This window comes from Anaerocolumna sp. AGMB13025 (genome assembly GCF_029689925.1).
In the GTDB taxonomy this organism is placed as follows: Bacteria; Bacillota; Clostridia; order Lachnospirales; family Lachnospiraceae; genus Anaerocolumna.
Genome location: NZ_CP121445.1, coordinates 5,877,741 through 5,897,067, shown reverse-complemented (window position 1 = coordinate 5,897,067; position 19,327 = coordinate 5,877,741). Strand labels below are relative to the sequence as shown.

Sequence of the window (19,327 nt, the reverse complement as noted above, 5' to 3'; positions counted from 1 at the left end):
TACTGTCCATTAAAAAAATCCATTAAAAAAACAACATATTTTACTTGACATTTCTTCAAATTGTAGTAAAATAGATACGTTACTAATTGCAGTTGTGGCGGAATTGGCATACGCGCTAGATTCAGGTTCTAGTCCGGGTTAACTGGGTAGGGGTTCAAGTCCCCTCAACTGCATCGAGTAGATAGCTCTTAATCCTAGTAAAATCAATGGGTTAAGAGCTTTTCTTTTTAATTGAGTTTGATTACTTCTTATAACCCTCATATACTGATTACTTTTCTATTTGTACTACCTTGTTTTTGGGTTTTATTCGGTTATCGTCCCACATTTTACAAGCCTGCCTAATAATGCCAAGAGAAACAGGTGCTTTGTAGGAGAAAGCGTTGTGCAGGCATTTACTTCACTTTGGCACATTCATCAAATATTCGAGCCAAACCTTCTGAGATTATATTATTTAAAGGATATTGAATATAATTCAGATCATGATCGTGCTGATCGAATACAAAAGCCTTTATATTTGTCTTATTCTTTCTCCTGCATGCTTCATAGATGTCGTAGACCCCTTGAAGCGGTACATCCTGGTCATAAACGCCATGAAAAATATTAACAGGTATAGTTAATTTCAGCAGCCTGTCTTTGTTAGCTTCAAGCTCTTCGTGTCCGGAAAGCCATTCTGAAGTAATCTGAAAATAGTTATTCCAGAGCCATTCATCGTCTCCCTTTGATATTGCATCCAATACTTTATTTTTTTGATCAGATAAAAGAATGGCAAAATCTTCTCTTGTAAGCTTTTTGTCCGTGTTAGCATCCAGCTGTTCAAATTTAGCATCGCCAAGTACCGAATTCACTATTCCATAAGGATCTGAGAGATATTCTTTTTTTGATATTACCCCATCGAAATTAGTATCAAAATACCGACAATAAAAAATCATGGAGGAGTCACCGGATAACTGCCATTCAATAATATCCTGCATTTTTTCATTACAGTATCCTGACAGCATTAAAGAAGATATTTCAACATTCTTTCGTTCCGCTACCAAAGGCGCAATAATTGTACCCTCACTCCAACCAAGCAGAACTACTTTTGCATTTTTCAGTGCTTCATTCTTTTTCAGCTCCGTAATCATGATTTCGATATCTTTAGCCTGATTTTCAGGTGCATATTTTCGGTACTCTTTCATGTCAATTGAATCATACATCGGCGGCTGGGTTCCCATTTCAACACCACGGGTATTATACCGGAAAAAGCCTACCTGTCTCTTTCCAAGCTCTTGTGCGAATAAATCATAATAGTTAAATTCCTTATCGCCGACCAGTCTGTGATTGTCATAGGTATTAGGCCCTGTGCCGGGTACAAATATGACGAGGGTTGATACCTCAGCAGCATTAACCGGCAAATCCAGTTTCCCGGTAAGTGTATAGCCGTCAAAGGACTTTATTTTTAAGATTTCTGAAGTGGTTACAGTAGCTTCGGCAGGAGCCTCACTATTCTTTGAATTTTTTTCCGATGTCACGAAGGCTGTATAGACTCTGTTATCCCAGGTCGTTTGACAATGCAAGAGAGTAGAGAAAAACTCCAATGGTACATAAACAGATTTGTTTTTCTTAACAGGTGATATAGTTGTTTTCACGGCCACATTATTCAATTTTACTATGCCATTCTTTCTGGATTTTGGCCAAGTTATCTTGATGGTATCGGATCCATATTTCACGCTAATCGAATCGGCGTTTTTTCCCCACTCTACTGATGCCCCAAGCTTTTCCCCTGCTACAGAAAGAGGGATAAATACATTTCCCTTTGTATCGATATAGGGCTGTGCATCCTGAGGACAAAGTAGAATTTCATTATTAAGAGCAACGTGAATTACCGGCTGTTTAGCAGCATAAGCAGTTGATGATAAAGCGAACATCATAAAAATAGCAGTGATAAAAGTAATAAATCGTTTTCTCATAGTTTCTCCCTTTCCGCCGTTAGGAACGGCATGAAACAAGTATTGTAAGTCTGTACTATATTATAGATTATATGGTTAGATTTTACAATTTATTTTTCTTGCAGAATTAATTAGACGTTAATTAGAATTACTCATATGCTGTGTCTCGTCTGCGTTGATATACTAAATAAACATCCTTAAATATTTATTCGTTTCTATATCCGAGCAGATATAAGGAAATTGAAGCATTCTGAACAAAAACGATATGATAAGTGGGGGAATGTCTCTACTTATTTTTGTAAAGATCGATTAAGTATAATAACTTACTTAGTCGCTTTTTTAGTACAAAAATTTGTAGTTATCATTAGTATCTGGACGCGCTAACGCTTTTCACTACCACCTTCAACTAATGGATAAGAAGATATTTTTTTCATTAGTTTCGGTATTAAACGGTAAATAATGAAAATCTAACTTAAATTCTATCAATTCTCAGCATAATTAACTTTATCTGTAAATCATAAGACTTTATAACCATCCTATTTGTCATAAATAATTGATATATGTCGTAATTTTTTTGCGATACATTATACTAAAAGCGTATTTTTATTGCATCAAAGAATAATTAATGATATACTTAAACACAGAACCTATTACTTCATGGAGGTAAATTATGATTACAAAGATTATTCTTAATAATTTTAAATCGTTTAAAGAAAATACTCAAATTGATTTATTAAAGACAAACTATGCCATCTTGCCTGGAAATGTATCTGAATGTGGCGTTCTGAAAGGTGCTATATTCGTTGGAGCCAATGCGTCCGGCAAATCAAATATTATACTTAGTATTAAGCTATTACTTGACTTCCTGTTTCGTGAGAGAAATATGAATTCCGGTCTTTTTCGCTGTATGTTTCACACAAATCCAAAGTACTCTATTGATTATTCTTTCCTCATAGATGACCACAATATTAGATATTGTTTTGAAGTTGATACGAGATCCAACTTTATAACTGAAAATCTATATGTAAATAATAGTTTAATGCTGGAACGTATGGGAACTTCTGCAAAATCTTACATTACAGATGCCAATGGCATTTCCTACATGGAAGATGATGTGGATCGAGAAACCTTATTCCTAAGAACGCTTTACTTTAATACCAAATTTGCAGGTAATTCAGCCTTAAAGGCTTGGATGGATTTCTTGTCAAACTCAATATACATTAATTTATTTGAGAAAACGATCATTTCTTACGGAAAAGAAAATTTTCAACTCACGCAATACCTTAAAGAGGATGGGTGCAACCATATCAATAACTTCTTTAACGATAATAATTTCGAACAAAATATTGAATATGCCAATGAAAGCCATGGCAAAAATATAACCCTAAAGGTCTCAGATGATGATAATGAAAAATCAATATTCTTTAAAAGGAAAAATATTGATATACCTATCCCTTTTTCAGAAGAGTCCTTAGGGAACCAGAATTTACTTCGATTGCTTCCTGCTTTCCTAAGCGTCGCTAATAAAAGTGGTATTTTGCTCGTTGATGAATTTTCAAGTGGATTCCATAATGACTTAGAAGAGCTTATGGTTAGATATTTCATGCAACAGGCAAAAAGCTCCCAAATGCTATTTGTATCACATTCAACGAACCTTCTGTCAAATACATTGCTGCGGCCTGATCAGGAATATTCTGTAGAATTTAATGGAAACCAAGGAAGTTCAGTGAAGCGTTTCTCTTCAGAACAGCCTCGTTCCGGTCAGAATATTGAGAAAATGTATGTTAGCGGTGTTTTTGGAGGGTTGCCTAATTATAAGGATCTGAATGATGAAAATTAACAAGGATAAACATATCGGACGCGTACTCTTTATCGTTGAAGGCAGTCGAAATGAATTCAACTTAATGAGAAAAATTTTTTGTGATATTCTCAAATATGAATATATTGAGAAAAGACGTAACAGACCAGATACCTTTAGCTGACATTAGCATTTTTGCAGTTGGGGATAATTGAATTAGTACCAGTATAAAGACCATCGAAAGGGGTGAACTCAACATGAGGTCAAAACGAGGTAACAACTCAGTACAGTTGAAATAATCTGTTAGCAGATTGTACTGAGATTAATTAATGTAATTTGCTAGCAGTTTCAACTGTACTGACTCGGAGTAATTAATAATTCAATTAATGAAAAGGAGTACAGTTATGAACTATTTAGTAGAGATAGCAAAAAAGAATAAGTTTCTAGTATGTACATATTTATTGCTAGGCATTTTAATAGCCTTCTTAAGTAACTTTAATGCCAATTATTTCCAGGGTCTTATAGATAAGTTTAATGATGGAAGTTTAACAGTAAGGCACATCATTATATATGGATTTGTCCTTATAGTATTATGCGTTTTCGATTATTTGGACGAATACCCTGGACGCAGCCTTGAACACGGTATTTATATAGATTTAAAATTGAAAGCCTTGAATAAAATAAGCCGTATAGATTATCAGGCATATCAATCTATGGGAACTGGCAAACTAGTCCAGAGGATTGAGAATGGGGCATCTGCTGGTAAAGGTATTTTATTCGATTTCATGTTGTGTCTACTCAGGCAATTATGTCCATCCATTCTATTTAGTATGATTTTTATTTATAGCATCAATAAAAAGGTCATGCTGATAATATTGATAGGTTATATTGTAGTATTTTTTATTACAAATTTGCTCCTAAAGGTTTTATATCAAATCAAGGAACGTATTCTATCAAATGAAGAAATGATGAATCATATTCTGGTTCGCGGATTCATGGAAATGGTAGTGTTCCGAATAAATAAGAGGTTTAAACAGGAAATTGAAAAGGCGGAATTAGCAAAAAAAGATATAGTAAATTCCAAAGTTAAAATGACGCTTATTCATGAAGCTTTTTTTGCAATTTTTGCATTATTGGTGATTGTAATTAAAATCTTTATCATTGCTTACGGATGGGTAACGAAATCCTTAAGCATTGGAGCAATTATAGCACTCATTACTTTGATAGATAATGCATATACCCCCATTGCCATTTTTAATGTCCTGTTCGTACAATATAAACTGGACAAAACAGCATTTAAGAGGTATACCGATTTTTTAGATTCGGAAAATGATGAACAGCTTGATAAAGGAGAAAAAATAACATCTTTGAAAGCTGATATTTCTTGTACTGGATTAAGATTTTTATATGACAATAGGGTTGTTCTGGATTGCATTGACTTAAATATCAGACATGGAGAAAACGTTGCGCTTGTGGGTGAAAGCGGTTCCGGTAAATCAACTTTGATAAAATTGTTGTCTGGACTATTAAAGCCTCAAGGTGGCAAGATATCAATTGGTACCTATGAGTTAAATAATATTGATTTAAACAGTTATTATGACTGTATAACATATATAACTCAGGAATCACCGATATTTGATGGAACAATGCGAGAAAATCTAGTGTTTGATAAAATTGTAGAAGACCAGGAAATTATCAAAGCATTAGAGCAGGTTGAATTATTGGATTTATATAACAAGTTGGATAACGGTTTAGATACTGAACTCGGAGAAAGAGGAACTGCGTTATCTGGTGGTGAACGCCAACGATTGGCACTGGCTAGACTGTGGTTTTCTAAGTCAAATATTATTATATTAGATGAAGCAACATCAGCAATGGATAATATAACAGAAGAAATTGTAATGAACCGGGTAATGGATTTATTACGAACACAAACCGTTATCGTCATAGCGCATCGTCTAAACTCCATCAGGAAATTTGAACATGTTTTTGTTTTAAGAGAAGGTCGTATTGTTGGTCAGGATAGCTTTAATAAACTGCTGGAGAATAATACATACTTTAAAGATTTATACTATGCAAGCACACGCGATTAATATAATAAATAACAGCAAGTAACCCTTTCTTGCGGGATTTTAAAAGGCAAGTGCACATACGTTGGTCACTTGCCTTTTTACAGATGAAAGCTTGCCGTTACCGCCTTGCATGAACTAAAAAATGAAATACAATTTTTTAGTCATTCCAAATGGTCTATATAATGAACTAATTATGATGTAAATGGAAAAGATAAAGTGTCATGCAATAGATTTATTTTATATGTTTTTCAAGTTCGGTTATAACTGTTTTAAATCTTTCGTGTTCTCGTACTGGTGCAAAAATCTCTCTAAATACTAAGTATTCTTTTGAGCCTGATGCCGTGGATTTTATATCAAGGTCCTTATTTTTAGAACAGGTCTGTCCTTGAAAAATAATCGATGTGTACGTTGATACTTCCGGTAGTGTGTCATATTTTACGCTATATTTTGCAAACTGCTCTATACAGTCAAGCGCTTTGTCATAATCTTTCAGTTTTAAATAATCTTCAGAAAGCCAATAATAAACTGCTCGTAACCTTAAAGTTTCATAAATATAATCATTATTTTCGTGCAGTATTTCCTCAAATCTCACGAGCTTTTTAAACAGCTCTACTCTTTTTTCTGAATTATCCTTATATTTAGTGTTTGCAAGATTTTCAATTAAATATTCAAACATATCCGATAACATCCACATATTTTGAACAATCTGATTAGATTTCGCTTCACCATCAAGTAGTTCCGGAAGCACCATATCTCGTGAATCACGTGCAAGTGGCAATCTGTTTGCTGTTTCAACAGCTTTTTCCTTTTCACCTATATCTTTATAACCACGTGCAAGAACTTGAAGGGAACGAAAACGTAAATTGTCATCTGTGCAATCACTCAAAATACGTGTGCAAATTGATATAGATTCCCGTATATTGTTCTGTTTCTCTTTTTCTGGTTTTTTCGAAAGACATAAAGTTTTCGCAAGACAGTACAACAATTCGTAATTATTCGGAAATTCCTGAACAGCGTTTCTGAGCATTTCAATTGTTGAACCGTCTAACCAATTTTTGCTCCTCTCGGGTCCCGCTTGTTTAATAATCATATCAATCTTTTCCTGATTTTTCATAACATCAAAACACATCAGTTCATCAATACTTACATTGAAAAAATTCGCGATTGACGGAAGAAGCTCTATATCAGGATAACAGCCCTCAACTTCCCATTTGCTAACAGCTTGCGCCGTAATCCCTAAATATTCTGCAAATCTTTCCTGATTAACATCAGCTTTTTTTCGCAATTCCCTTATTTTTTCACCTATTTTAATAACCATAAATATTCCTCCGTTCTTATAATATTTTTTACAAGCACTTGTAGCTATATTATAAAATACAAAGGAATTAACATCAATAAACAATCATTTGTTGCTTTATCAACCATTAGTTGTTATTCTAGAATAAAAGTTTTTCAGCAAATAAAATCAAGTAATTCGATTTTTATTACACTATAATTACGATAGAGTGGTTGAAACGAGGTGAGCAGACGAATGTACGAATGGCACAAGCAAATCCAAATAATCGTTGATGAAATCGATAAATGCATAAAGCATCATAATGACGAAGCCGTATCACTACGGTTTCTTTCTCGCAAATTAGGATATTCTGAGTTTCATACAACAAGAAAATTCAAGGAAATATCGGGAATGCAATTCAGGGATTATTTAAGAAGCAGAAGGCTGGCTTTTGCGCTGATTGAGGTACGAGATAGTAAAAGAAGTATTTTAGATATTGCTTTTGATTATGGTTTTTCATCACATGAAGCTTTTACACGAGCTTTCAAAGCAGCATTCGGCATCACACCAAGCGAATATCGAAAAAAACCGGTACCGGTTGTCCTTCGCACAAAAATAGTTCCCTTCGACCGCTACTTTTTAGGAATTGGAGAGATTGGTATGGTAAAATCAAACGATAGTGTAAAGATTTATTTTGTAACTATTCCTGCCCACAAATTTTTGCACATCAAAAACTATGAAAGTAATGGATATTGGGATTTTTGGCAAAGACAGAGTGCGATACCTGGACAAGACTGTGATACCATCTGCGGTCTACTTGAGAGCATCCAGGGCAAGTTGGATGACATGGGCAGCAGTGAGCCTAACAGCGGTAGTGGTCAGATTATGGCTTATATCAACGACCCAGAGGGTAAATCCTTTTGTTATGGTGTTCCCCGCGTGGAATGTTATGGTGTTCGCCTTGCACCAGATTATAACGGCGAAGTGCCGGCAAACATGTTCTTACTGGATGTTCCCGAGGCCGAATATGTTGTTTTTGAACATGGTCCGTTCAACTATGAGCAAGAAAACTGCAGCGTGGAGGAAAAAATGGATGCTGCAATCGAAAAATTTGATTTCGCGGATACAGCTTATTCCTACGATACTTCACCTGGCAGGATGGCTTACTTTTTCCACGACCCTGAGCGGTTTTGGAAGTATATTAGACCGGTACGAAAGTCATAAAATTCTAAATATATGATGATGGTTAGTAAGCCTTTAGAGATAAAATACGATTTGATAAATTACCGGCAAAGCAGTACCTAATAGGCACAACGGGGTGACTATAGCAATCAAACCGAAAAGAGTTTCGGAGTTTAATAAACTTTGAAACTTTTTTCATGCACGAAATCAAATAAAAAAATCTTCATCTGAAATTCAAACCAACATGTTATAATAGATAGAAGTACAAGGAAGTAATGAAAGGAACGAAACCTAATGCAGAATCAACAAAATAAACAATACCAAGTATTATTTCTGGAAGATGAACCAACCATCCGGGAAGTTTTAAAAGAATATATGCTTATGTCTCAATATCAGGTAACAGAAACCGACAACGGCGATAAAGCCATTGCCTTATTAGATCAGTCTGATTTTGATATTGCTGTGTTAGATATTATGGTGCCGGGGGTTAGCGGTCTGGAGGTATTAAGCCACATCAAAAACCAGTATCCCCAGACGGCTACTATAATGCTTACGGCCTTGGAAGATGAGAAAACCCAGGTGGATGCCTTTAACCGATATGCAGATGATTATGTAATCAAACCGGTTTCCCCGATCATTTTATTAAAAAGAATGGAAACGATTTTACGCCGTACAAAACAAAACCTGATAAATTCTAAAACTTCATCTGGTCTTACCTTTGAAGAAGAGGCCTATTGCGCCTATTATAATGGGAAGCTGTTACCCCTTACCTTAAGCGAATACTTATTATTACTGACTTTATATAAAGAATCCAACCGGGTTTTTAACCGAGAGCAGTTAATCCTGAAAATTTATAATGAAGATTATATCGGAAATGACCGGATTATTGACGCTCATATTAAGAATCTGAGAAAGAAATTACCTGTGTCCTGCATCAAGACTATAATAGGCATCGGATATCAATTTGATAAAGAAGGAGCTGCCCGTGAAACTCATTCATAAAAACTTTTTCTATACGGCCATTGTAACAGGTATTCTCACCATTCTGGTCCTTGGGTATTTTGTGTTTATGCTGCCGTCACTCTATGTGGATTATATGTCCAATGAAAATTATAACTCACTGGTAGAACAGCATAAAAGCTATCTAAAGGACGGTTCCTACAAAAATGTAGCGGTAAAAAACCCTAGCTGTATGACAATCGATATTCCTTTTTCGGAGGATTCACTTAAACTTACCGGCAAAACCTTTCAGATGACCATAACACCTAATACAGAGGATATGAAGGAGTTACTGTTTGGTATCAAAACCTATGTAAAAGGATATATAGATACCGTTCAGGATAAGGATAAGCATATAGATGAAAAGGCTTTTCAGGCAGAACTGAAAGATAAAGCCTTGGAGTGGAAAGCTGCCTTTCTGAAGCAGGTGGATTTAATGCAGGATTTGCCCTTTACGGTAGATACCCAGACAGATACCTCTTATTATAAATACTACTGGGAGGAATCAACCAAAATCCATTATATTGCAGATGACACAATTATAGTAGATGCCGGTGTCAGTGATGGCGAAAACCATTACACCAACTATATGGGGATTACCTTTAATAATGACCGCCTTGTTATGTCCTATTATCCCTCCATGACGCCTCAGATGAACGAGATTACTCCCATTGTAATCCGGTCCCTGCCAATGCTGATCGCGGTTATCATACTATTTGCCTTAGTTGTTTCCTTTTTGTATTCCAAAGGAATCGTAGACCCTATTATACGATTAGTAAAGCATACTGAAGCAGTAAAACAAAGCGGTATGCTTTCGAATGCCTCCCTGCCCTCAAAAGGAAAAGATGAAATTGCAGTTCTTATTCAGACCTTAAATGGGCTGTATCAGGAACTTGACCATAACTACAATCTATTGGAGAGTAAAAACAAGGAATTAAGGGAGAAGAATAAAAGCCAGGAAGTATTCCTTCGTTCCTCCTCCCATCAGTTAAAAACCCCAATTGCCGCCGCACTTTTGTTAGTGGATGGCATGATGAATCAGATCGGAAAATATCAGGATACAAAAGCCTATTTACCAGAAGTGAAAAAACAGCTTTTATCGATGCGGAAAATCGTAGAAGATATTTTATATTTAAGCCGCCGTGAAGAAAACATAAAATTTGAACCCGTGGATTTGAATACCCTGGCGGAACGACAATTATCCTTTTATCAAATCACCCTGGCAGAAGGAAATTATCGTCTCGTAACAGACTATTCCGCTCCTTGCTATGTCAATACCGATGCCAATATAGTACTGAAAATTCTAGATAACCTTATTTCAAATGCAATTGTACACAGTAAAGAAGGTGCTGTCATTACGGTTTCAACCAAACCAGGTCAGTTAGCAATTCATAACAGTAAGGCACATATTGAGGAAGCTTTAATGTCTGACATATTTGAACCCTTTGTCAGCGGAAGCGGAAAAGGGCATGGTCTTGGACTCTATATTGTGGCGTATTATGCTAACCTCTTAGGAGCAAAAGTACAGATAAGCAATGAAAAAGACGGAGTCCTTACCCAGATAACATTTGCGCCTCATGAATTATAGGTATCCATGTCTACACAGAATCTTCATACGAGATTCATATCCATTTGTTAAGATAACGGTATAAAGAAGAGGAGATGACAAGCATGTTACTAAGAATAAATAACTTAAATGTTCAGTACGGCAAAATGACTGCCCTTACAATTACCGCTCCCATTACCATTGAAAAAGGAGACCGTATAGGTGTTATCGGTTCAAATGGAGCCGGAAAAAGCACATTAATAAAAAGTCTGTTAGGAATTGTAAACTACACCGGTTCCGTGGACAGCACCCTTACCCCCTCCGACATGGCAGTCCATATGCAATTTAATGAATACACCAACAGCATGGCGGTAAAATACATTATGGAGGCAATTCTGCAAACTAGTATCAGAAAGAATAAAAAGCTCCAGGAGCTTATTTCATATTTTGAATTTGAGAAATGTCTGAACAAAAGGTATAAGGTGCTGTCCGGCGGGCAAAAACAGCGGTTTACCATTATTTTAGTCATGATGCAGGATTCACCCCTTACCTTTTACGATGAAGTTACCTCCGGGTTAGATTTTGAAACACGGCAAAAGCTGGTGGAGAAGCTGGTTAACTGGTATCAGGATAAAGATGCCGGTTTATGTGTGGTTTCCCATTACTATGAAGAATTAGAGCAATTAACCAATAAATTATTGATTCTCGAACAGGGAACGGTAATCGACTTTGGTAACAGAGAAGAGCTGTTTCACAAATACTGCGGCCGTGCCATTATTGTTCTTGATAACAATGAGAAGAATCAACTGCTGGCAGAGAAGTATCAAAAGCTTGCCGCACCAAAGCATTTGATAGCCCTGGCTTGTAATACCCAGGAAATTGAGCTGGAGATTACAGCCTTATTGACTGAAAACAATGTAAATTACAAACGCAGCAATAACAGCATTGAAATGATTTTTATCAATGCAAAAGCCCAGGCAGTGTCAGGAGGAAGCAGTAATGAAAAATAGAATCTCACCTAGAATGATACAATATGAATTAAGAAATGTAGCAGGAAACCCCTTCGTCCATATCTTTGGGTTAGGCTTCCCGATCCTGTTATCGATCCTTATTACAAAGTCAGTTGAAGGAGAAATCGGCAGCAGTGCTTCCTATATGAATGAAGTTATCACCTCTATTTTCCTTGGCATAGGAGCAGTTATCCCTTTAGCAACTATCCTCATGGGTTATTCCAGTACTTGCTCCCAGGATATTGAAAAAGATATTCCCCTTAGAATGCAGCTCTTTGGCTTTAGTGAAAAGTATACTTTGATTAATCGACTGATTGCGGAATTTGTTTATATGACCTTTGCCTATATTCTTTATTTTATTGTAGGCTGGAAGGTAATTAAAATTGCTGTTCCGAAAGCCTCAGGAGTGGTTATTTATATCGTTTGTTTATATACCTTTGCAGCAGCGTTGTTTATCTTAGCCCATGGGATCGCAAACCTGGTTAAAAAGTTTGGGCTTACTTATATGATAACCATGATCATCTACTTTGGTATGATGGTATTAAGCGGTATGATGGGAATTACCTTGGATAAACTGCCAAAGAACCTCCAAATCATATCGAATCTCCTCCCCTCCACGTATTTTAATAAAGACTTTTATTCGGTTTGGATTGGAAAGGCTTATAATTTCGTACCAATGATACAGTCTTATATATTCTTTTTTGCTTTAGCAGGAATCTTGATTTTTATAATGTTCTATCGATCGAAAAGGAATTTACATTAGTATATAAGTGGGAAGTGGTAACAAAGTAGGATATAAGTTTTGCAATAAAGTGGAAAAGAAATTTGGTTGAGAAAGGAAAGATATATAGTAATAGAATGGGATGTAATTACTTGATTAAGTGGAAAGTAATTGCCTGATAAAGTAGGAGGAAATTACTTGATAAAGTAGGAGGGAATTACTTGATAAAGTGGAATGTAATTACTTGATTAGGTGAAAAATTATGATGTAATAAAGTGGAAAATCATGATTGACAATTAAGAATTTGAAAGATATAATTATTTAATATTTAAAAAAGCATGGAAGAGAAGAGTAAACCTTTTGAGCTTTTACAGAGACCTCAGTATGGTGAAAATGAGGAAGGCAATAACTGGTTGAACATGGCCTCGGAGCTGCGCACCGAAACATTTTGTTAGGCTGCGACGGGAGCACCCGTTATCGTGATAGACTATCGATGAATCATTTCTTGTCCGTAATTAATAAGACTTGTATCGTGAGGTATAAGTGAATTTAGGGTGGTAACACGAAGCATCGCTCTCGTCCCTGAAAAAGAAATTTTTCAGAGAGGAGGGCTTTTTTTCTAAGGAAGAGTTAAAGTTTTTAACAGGCAGAACTGGTATCGTGAAAAAAAGTTTGTATGAAAATAACAATTAGAGAGGATGCCACGAAATATTCTTCACATTACATTAGTGGCAGTATTGCGAGTAAACTTGCGATATAGATTGGTTGTATAGGTTGAAAGAAAATATTATGAATGAGAGGATGCCACTTATAGATTCTTTCAACCTTTTATATGTGGCAGTAACACATCTGTTCACAGATGTGTTATGCAATGAGTGTATAGATTGAAAAATAAATGTTTCAACCGCAAATTTGTGCTTGCGCACCACAAACTTGATATGCGCAAAGAGCGTGCGCAAGAATTGAGGTTAATATGAATCATCAAGGAACCGTCGTATTAGAAACAGAGCGTTTGGTGTTAAGACCCTTTAGGCTGACTGACGCGAAAGATATGTATCATAACTGGGCAAGTCAAGATAATGTCACCAGGTATTTGACTTGGCCAACCTATACTTCAGAAGATGGTTCAAAATCTATTTTAGAATTATGGGTAAGAAATTATGAAGATAAGAAGTATTATCAATGGTGCATCGAGTGGAAAGAAAATCACCAAGCAATTGGCAGTTTTGCAATCGTTCATATGGAGGAAGACATTAATGCTGTAGAAATAGGATATTGCATAGGGGAGGAATATTGGCACAGAGGAATTGTAAGTGAAGCATTTCAAGAAGTCATAAAGTTTTTATTTGAAAAAGTTGAGTGCAATCGAATTTATGCCAGACATGATATTTGCAATCCCAATTCAGGAAAGGTCATGAAAAAATCGGGTCTTATATATGAAGGGACTCTATTAGAAGCTGGAAAAAACAATACTGGAATATGCGATTTAGCTGTATATGGAATAACAAAGAAACTGTATACTGGGAAGAAAAATTCAGAAGATTAAAAGATAATATTTTAGAAAAACGAGCTTTGTTTCAATCAGCAAAGCTCGTTTTTCCTGATCTTTTTTATAATAGGGTGCAAAGTCGAAGCTTAATTTTAGTGTTACAGTTACTGAATCAATAAAGGGTTATAGGGTGTAATTATATCTTGTAAGTTAGTAAAGGCATTTTTATGGTATTGTAGAATTTGAAAAAAGGTTTAAAGCAGACAGATTCCGTAACCAATTGCCTGAATTTCCGCTAAATCCGGTTCTCTAAGGCGGAAGCCTTCGCCTGTTAAAAGCTGAGAGGAAGAGGGTAGTTTAAACCCTTCCGTAGTATCCCCGGCATTCATAATCACCAGTAATTTGGTCCGATTATCAGTCCGGTAAAAGGAATACAGGTAACTTCCTTTTTGTACAGGTATTACCTGATATTCTGAGGTTATACCGATGTATTTTTTTCGAAGACTGATAATGAAACGGATGAAATTCTCAAGTTCCTCTTCCTCTGACTGCCAGGGCATGGGACTTCTGTAATCGGCTTCTTTTAAACCTGTAATTTTCTTTTCATCTCCGTATAATAGACTTGGGACACCGGGTAATAACATAAGGGTAATAAAGGCAAGTTTCCACCTCTTTATATCACCGCTGCAAAGAGACAGAAAACGTGATACATCATGGGTGTCCAGCAGATTTAATTGCCCCAGGGTAATGTTGTACGGATATCTGAGCAGCATCTGGGAAATATGTGCCCCGAAGGTAAAAGCATCGATTTTACCAAGAGCGAAAAAATCCCTGCAATGTTTTCTGAAATCATAATTCATGGTAGAATCAAAGATATCTCCGCGTAGCCAGGCATCTGCATTTTCCCATACTTCCCCAATCAGAACGATGTCTTTGTTTTCATCCTTGGCGGCCTTCCGAAAGACCCTCCAGAAATCCCGGTCTATCTCATTGGCCACATCCAGACGCCAGCCATCGATTCCAAATTTTCGGATCCAGTATCTGCATACATCTGCAAAATACTGCGCAACCACCTTGTTGGAGGTGTTTAATTTCGGCATTTTACCTTCGTAAGCAAAACAGGCATAGGTCGGGGTCTCTCCCTGTACAGGACGGATCACCGGAAATTTCAGATCATAAAACCAATCTCTGTACTTTGAAGATTCCCCGTTTTTAACTACATCTTCAAAAGCGAAGAAATACCAGCCGCAGTGATTAAACACACCGTCTATTATTATATGCATATGGTTTTCATGCACTTTTTCAACCAGTTCACGAAAATCCTCTTCATTCCCAAAACAGGGATCAATCCTGTAATAATCCAGAATATCATATTTGTGATATTCACCTGCCATAAAAATAGGATTTAAATAGATACAGGTAAAACCTAAGTTTTTAATATAAGAAAGACTTTCAGTGATTCCTTTTATCGTTCCTCCCAGCTTCGCTTTAGATGGAAAACCTGTATCAGTTAAAATCTGTTTTTCCTGGGTGATAAGTGTTTGATTTCCATTGGCAAAACTATCAGGAAAAATATTATATACAACTGCTTTTTTAAACCATTCCGGAACATCCGGTATTTCTCCCCGCAAGATAAAAGGATATTGGTAATATTCGCTGCGTCCTTCGATAATAGTTCCGTTAAGGAGTATATCAGGCAGTTCCTTGGTAAGTTGATCCCCATAATAATAGGTCCATTCTTCCTCTTTTTCTATTTTAAAATAATAACATAACCGGTTAAATGGACTGTCAAACGTAACTTCGTAATAATCAAACAGCTCGTCCTTAGCTACAACTGCCATGGGCAGGGGGTAAAAACTCACGGGGGTCTCGCAGCATGCCCGGTCACCATAATACAAGGTACAGGAAGTCAGGTCATCACTTGCTGTGCGAAGCCGGATGGTCATGATTTTTTCCGTACGCGGAAAGGCATACTGGGACTGGGGGATATGTAAAATAGCTCGTTTATTCATGAATTAACTCCTTAAGTGTGTGATTTTATCCTTTTACACCGCCTGCAGTCAGGCCGGAAACCATATATTTCTGTATGCAAAAGAATATGATTAAGACAGGAACTGAGACTAAGATGGAGGCCGCGGAAAATAAAGGCCAGTTACGTCCGTAATCGCCGGTCTGCAGTTGATATAAGCCGCTTGCCAGTGTGTAATTTCCTTCACTTAACATAAATGTAGTGGCAAATAAATATTCATTCCAAACAAAAATTAGAACCATAACAGCGGTTACAATGATGGCAGGACTTGCAAGCGGCAAAATAATTTTTAAAAGCATTTTCGAGTCATTTGCCCCGTCTATTTTAGAAGCTTCCTCAATCTCTATGGGAATGGAATCAAAATATCCTTTTAAATTCCATATAGCAAATATACACATGGAGCCGGCATAAATTATAGCCAGTCCTATATGCCGGTTTAATAAATTCATGGTTTTCATCAGACGGAATATAGCAAACATGGTAAGAATCTGGGGAAAGGCATTTAATAATAAGAGCAGCTGCAATACCGTTTTTCTGCCCTTAAAACGGTATCTGGAAAATGCATAGGCGGCCCAGACCGCAAACCCGATGGCAATTAGAACAGTTCCGCCGCTTAAGAGGATGGAATTCTTAAGCCAGGTCATAAAGGGTTTATCAAACAGGATTATACGGAAATTCTCCAGTGTGGGATGTTCGGGGAATAGAACAGTACCGGAAGAAAGTCCGCTGCCGCTTTGGCTAAGAGCCATGGAGAGGGCATAGAGAATCGGTACTAATGCCGACAGGCATAGAACAAGGAAAATCCCGTTTAACAGCAATAACCGGAGTTTTTGTCTGGTTTTCTTCTTTATCATCAGTTATCCTCCTTAATGCCTTTATTTAATGTGATTGAAAATAGGATAATCATACAAAATATGATCATGGATACGGCGGATGACAAACCGTAATTATTAGATACAAACGCATTCTGGTAGGCATAGGTTATGATGGTTTGTAAGGTAGCACCGGATAAAGCACCTTTTTGCATGGTAAGCAGGTAAATAATATCAAACTGCTTAAAGGTGGTAAAAGCCGTCATTACTATGGCAGGTCCAATAATAGGCTTTAAGGCGGGGATAGTTATATAGAAATTTCTTTTTATAAAGCCGGCACCATCTATCATGGCACCTTCCTGACAGTTTTTATCTATGCTTTGCAGGGCACCGTCTATCATCATAATCATAAAGGGAAGTGCCATCCAAAGATTTAAGATCATACAGGACAAAAAGGCCGGTATATTTTCGGATAAATAATTAATCTTGGGAATTCCAAGGAATGCAGCCAGCTTGTTTAAAAGTCCGAACTCCGTATTATACATACCCACACGCCATAACAGTATTGATACATAAGCCGGCATAGCCCAGGGAAACATGAGGAGGGTTTTATAGAACCTTTTCCATTTTAAACCCGGTACATTTAAGCCCAGGGCAATCAAAAAAGCAATTGCAACCTGAAGCACCATATTGCAAATAGTCCATAACACTGTAGTTAACAATGCCATCAAGAACCCGGAGTCAACCTTTAATAGCGCCCTCTGATAATTTTCCAGGCCGCTTATTGTGTAATCCTGCCAATGATATAAACTCATATTGGTCAGAGAAATGAATCCTGTATAAACAATAGGAAAGATAATAATGGTTCCGATTAGTAAAAATGCAGGAAAGGTATAAAGCCAGGGCAGGTATTTATGTTTTCTTTTCATAGAAAGTCAGACCTTTCACTTAATAAATGGGGGGCAGTGCAAAACGGTGGTCTTGCGGCAGTCCCCCGGGATTTTTGATCCGTTATACAAGGTACATTAGTCCCTGTATTTATATCCGGTGGAATTACTGCATATCAGCAATAGCAGTTAAAGCTTCCTGCTGGTACTGATTGGCTGATTTATCCACATCTTCTCCGGATTTATTAACAGTAGCCAAAAAGGATTCCGTTGGTCCCCACATAACACTCACCTCCGGAATATTGGGCATAGGCACTGCGGTTTCGGCAGTATCCTTAATAGCGGTTATCATTTCATTGGCAGCTACGTCTATATCCTCGTAAGCTTTTATATTAGCCGGTGCGCAGTTGGATTTTTTCGCTAATTCGAGACTGATTTCCGGACCGGACAGAACCTCTAAAACTTTCGCAATGGCTTCTTTTTTCGCCACAGCCGCATATTTTAACACGCTGAACCCTTGTACACCGGAATATGGTGCAAGCCCTTTGCCGTTTGGCAGTATAAAATCCGACAGGGATTTAAAACCAAGATTAATACCGGCAGATTTCATACCTGCAATGAGCCAGGGTCCTCCGATAATGGCGGAAGCCTTTCCTTCATTAAATAAAGTACCCACGGTATTATAGTCACCATCCGCCTCAAGACTTGCAAACTTCTTATTATAAATTACCGCATCCTTTGTTTCCTGAAGGTTTAAGCCAGGTACGGCATCCTGATTTATAATGGAGCCGCCGAAGCCATTTATGAAAGGTGCCACATTATAAGCGGTTGAATGCTGATTAACAACCGCATAGGTACCTGCCTGTGTATCCGTATTGGCAGTCATATATTCATACAATTCCTCGGTAGTAGTAGGTATCTCTCCCTTCCATAAATCCTTATTGTAAATAAACAGTAAGGTTTCAAAATACATTGGAAGCTGATAGGGCATATCCTTATAATTGCCGGCCTCAAGAGTCATGGGAAGCAGGTCAGACATTGTTTCGCGGCTGATAAAATCTGTAATGGGTGCCAAAATACCCATCTCAGAAAAAGTTCCGATAGGGTCCTGGGCATAAAAATACATGTCCGGGCCGTTAGCAGAATCGTTGCCGTATAATTTCAACTGGTCGGTCAGTCCGGTTTTCTTGCTGAACTGAACGGTAATACTTTCATTTTGAAGCATGTCATTTAATTTTTCCTCCATGACTGCCATGATGGATTCGTCGCCGTCATGCCAGATGGTAAGCTGTACCGGCTCAGTTTCTGCAGTTTCTTTTGTTGTTACTTCTGCTGTTGCTTCAACGGAAGCCGGCTGATTTGTCCCTTTACCTGTTTCCTGCACAGCATCCGGCTTGCTACTGCAGCCGGATAATAAACTTAAGGTAAATAAAAGACTTAAAAGAATACTCAATATACGTTTCATAAATTAACCTCTCCTTCTCATATAGGAAAACGATTTCCTAACAATTATATCAGAATAGCCAATATTAGCTGCTTTCTTTAGCTATATTAACAAGTAAGAAGGGGTAAGGTCAA

14 protein-coding genes, 1 tRNA gene and 1 other annotated feature are annotated in these 19,327 nt (G+C 37.1%); of the genes, 9 read left to right on the top strand and 6 right to left on the bottom strand.

Features of this window, described 5'->3' with window-relative positions:
- Nucleotides 1-88: 88 nt before the first annotated feature.
- Nucleotides 89-173 (top strand) — tRNA-Leu (locus QA584_RS24505).
- A 219-nt stretch (nt 174-392) separates the two neighbouring features.
- On the opposite strand, the gene QA584_RS24500 is transcribed toward QA584_RS24505, so the two are convergent.
- Complete coding sequence (locus QA584_RS24500) at nt 393-1,949, bottom strand: copper amine oxidase N-terminal domain-containing protein (protein ID WP_278271726.1); 1,557 nt, start codon at nt 1,947-1,949, stop codon at nt 393-395.
- Between the two features lie 649 nt (nt 1,950-2,598).
- On the opposite strand from QA584_RS24500, the gene QA584_RS24495 reads away from it, so the two are divergent.
- Both QA584_RS24495 and QA584_RS24490 read left to right on the top strand, forming a co-directional pair.
- Nucleotides 2,599-3,768 (top strand): AAA family ATPase, encoded by a 1,170-nt coding sequence (locus QA584_RS24495; protein ID WP_278271725.1) that lies wholly within the window; start codon nt 2,599-2,601, stop codon nt 3,766-3,768.
- 362 nt (nt 3,769-4,130) lie between these two features.
- Nucleotides 4,131-5,819: an ABC transporter ATP-binding protein gene (locus QA584_RS24490; protein ID WP_278271724.1), complete on the top strand. Its 1,689-nt coding sequence runs from the start codon at nt 4,131-4,133 to the stop codon at nt 5,817-5,819.
- Between the two features lie 211 nt (nt 5,820-6,030).
- On the opposite strand, the gene QA584_RS24485 is transcribed toward QA584_RS24490, so the two are convergent.
- Nucleotides 6,031-7,116, bottom strand: coding sequence for a helix-turn-helix domain-containing protein (locus QA584_RS24485; protein ID WP_278271723.1), 1,086 nt, complete (start codon nt 7,114-7,116; stop codon nt 6,031-6,033).
- 213 nt (nt 7,117-7,329) lie between these two features.
- On the opposite strand from QA584_RS24485, the gene QA584_RS24480 reads away from it, so the two are divergent.
- From QA584_RS24480 to QA584_RS24455, 6 genes are all read left to right on the top strand, one after another.
- Entirely contained in the window at nt 7,330-8,298 is a 969-nt protein-coding gene (locus QA584_RS24480; RefSeq protein WP_278271722.1) for a helix-turn-helix transcriptional regulator, read from the top strand.
- A 252-nt stretch (nt 8,299-8,550) separates the two neighbouring features.
- The gene (locus QA584_RS24475) at nt 8,551-9,258 is read left to right on the top strand and encodes a response regulator transcription factor (protein ID WP_278271721.1); all 708 of its coding nucleotides are present in this window, start codon (nt 8,551-8,553) and stop codon (nt 9,256-9,258) included.
- Entirely contained in the window at nt 9,242-10,843 is a 1,602-nt protein-coding gene (locus QA584_RS24470; protein ID WP_278271720.1) for a sensor histidine kinase, read from the top strand. Before QA584_RS24475 ends, QA584_RS24470 begins: the two co-directional genes overlap by 17 nt.
- An 83-nt stretch (nt 10,844-10,926) precedes the next feature.
- Nucleotides 10,927-11,811, top strand: a complete 885-nt coding sequence (locus tag QA584_RS24465; protein ID WP_278271719.1) for an ATP-binding cassette domain-containing protein — start codon at nt 10,927-10,929, stop codon at nt 11,809-11,811.
- On the top strand, nt 11,801-12,574 hold the full coding sequence (locus QA584_RS24460; protein WP_278271718.1) for an ABC transporter permease: 774 nt from the start codon (nt 11,801-11,803) through the stop codon (nt 12,572-12,574). The genes QA584_RS24465 and QA584_RS24460 overlap by 11 nt, the downstream gene beginning before the upstream one ends.
- A 288-nt stretch (nt 12,575-12,862) precedes the next feature.
- Nucleotides 12,863-13,119 (top strand) — a binding site (T-box leader).
- Between the two features lie 386 nt (nt 13,120-13,505).
- Nucleotides 13,506-14,078 (top strand): GNAT family N-acetyltransferase, encoded by a 573-nt coding sequence (locus QA584_RS24455; protein WP_278271717.1) that lies wholly within the window; start codon nt 13,506-13,508, stop codon nt 14,076-14,078.
- Between the two features lie 197 nt (nt 14,079-14,275).
- On the opposite strand, the gene QA584_RS24450 is transcribed toward QA584_RS24455, so the two are convergent.
- From QA584_RS24450 to QA584_RS24435, 4 genes are all read right to left on the bottom strand, one after another.
- Nucleotides 14,276-16,033: a glycoside hydrolase family 13 protein gene (locus QA584_RS24450; RefSeq protein WP_278271716.1), complete on the bottom strand. Its 1,758-nt coding sequence runs from the start codon at nt 16,031-16,033 to the stop codon at nt 14,276-14,278.
- A 25-nt stretch (nt 16,034-16,058) separates the two neighbouring features.
- Nucleotides 16,059-16,904 carry a sugar ABC transporter permease gene (locus QA584_RS24445; protein ID WP_278271715.1) on the bottom strand — a complete coding sequence of 282 codons (846 nt, stop codon included), beginning with the start codon at nt 16,902-16,904 and terminating at the stop codon, nt 16,059-16,061.
- Complete coding sequence (locus QA584_RS24440) at nt 16,904-17,791, bottom strand: carbohydrate ABC transporter permease (RefSeq protein WP_278271714.1); 888 nt, start codon at nt 17,789-17,791, stop codon at nt 16,904-16,906. Before QA584_RS24440 ends, QA584_RS24445 begins: the two co-directional genes overlap by 1 nt.
- 124 nt (nt 17,792-17,915) lie before the next feature.
- Nucleotides 17,916-19,214, bottom strand: coding sequence for an extracellular solute-binding protein (locus QA584_RS24435; protein ID WP_278271713.1), 1,299 nt, complete (start codon nt 19,212-19,214; stop codon nt 17,916-17,918).
- Nucleotides 19,215-19,327: the final 113 nt, after the last annotated feature.

Coding starts and splice junctions, on each gene's coding strand:
- QA584_RS24500 (WP_278271726.1), bottom strand. CDS start 1,949: ATGAGAAAACGATTTATTACTTTTATCACTGCTATTTTTATGATGTTC.
- QA584_RS24495 (WP_278271725.1), top strand. CDS start 2,599: ATGATTACAAAGATTATTCTTAATAATTTTAAATCGTTTAAAGAAAAT.
- QA584_RS24490 (WP_278271724.1), top strand. CDS start 4,131: ATGAACTATTTAGTAGAGATAGCAAAAAAGAATAAGTTTCTAGTATGT.
- QA584_RS24485 (WP_278271723.1), bottom strand. CDS start 7,116: ATGGTTATTAAAATAGGTGAAAAAATAAGGGAATTGCGAAAAAAAGCT.
- QA584_RS24480 (WP_278271722.1), top strand. CDS start 7,330: ATGTACGAATGGCACAAGCAAATCCAAATAATCGTTGATGAAATCGAT.
- QA584_RS24475 (WP_278271721.1), top strand. CDS start 8,551: ATGCAGAATCAACAAAATAAACAATACCAAGTATTATTTCTGGAAGAT.
- QA584_RS24465 (WP_278271719.1), top strand. CDS start 10,927: ATGTTACTAAGAATAAATAACTTAAATGTTCAGTACGGCAAAATGACT.
- QA584_RS24460 (WP_278271718.1), top strand. CDS start 11,801: ATGAAAAATAGAATCTCACCTAGAATGATACAATATGAATTAAGAAAT.
- QA584_RS24455 (WP_278271717.1), top strand. CDS start 13,506: ATGAATCATCAAGGAACCGTCGTATTAGAAACAGAGCGTTTGGTGTTA.
- QA584_RS24450 (WP_278271716.1), bottom strand. CDS start 16,033: ATGAATAAACGAGCTATTTTACATATCCCCCAGTCCCAGTATGCCTTT.
- QA584_RS24445 (WP_278271715.1), bottom strand. CDS start 16,904: ATGATAAAGAAGAAAACCAGACAAAAACTCCGGTTATTGCTGTTAAAC.
- QA584_RS24440 (WP_278271714.1), bottom strand. CDS start 17,791: ATGAAAAGAAAACATAAATACCTGCCCTGGCTTTATACCTTTCCTGCA.
- QA584_RS24435 (WP_278271713.1), bottom strand. CDS start 19,214: ATGAAACGTATATTGAGTATTCTTTTAAGTCTTTTATTTACCTTAAGT.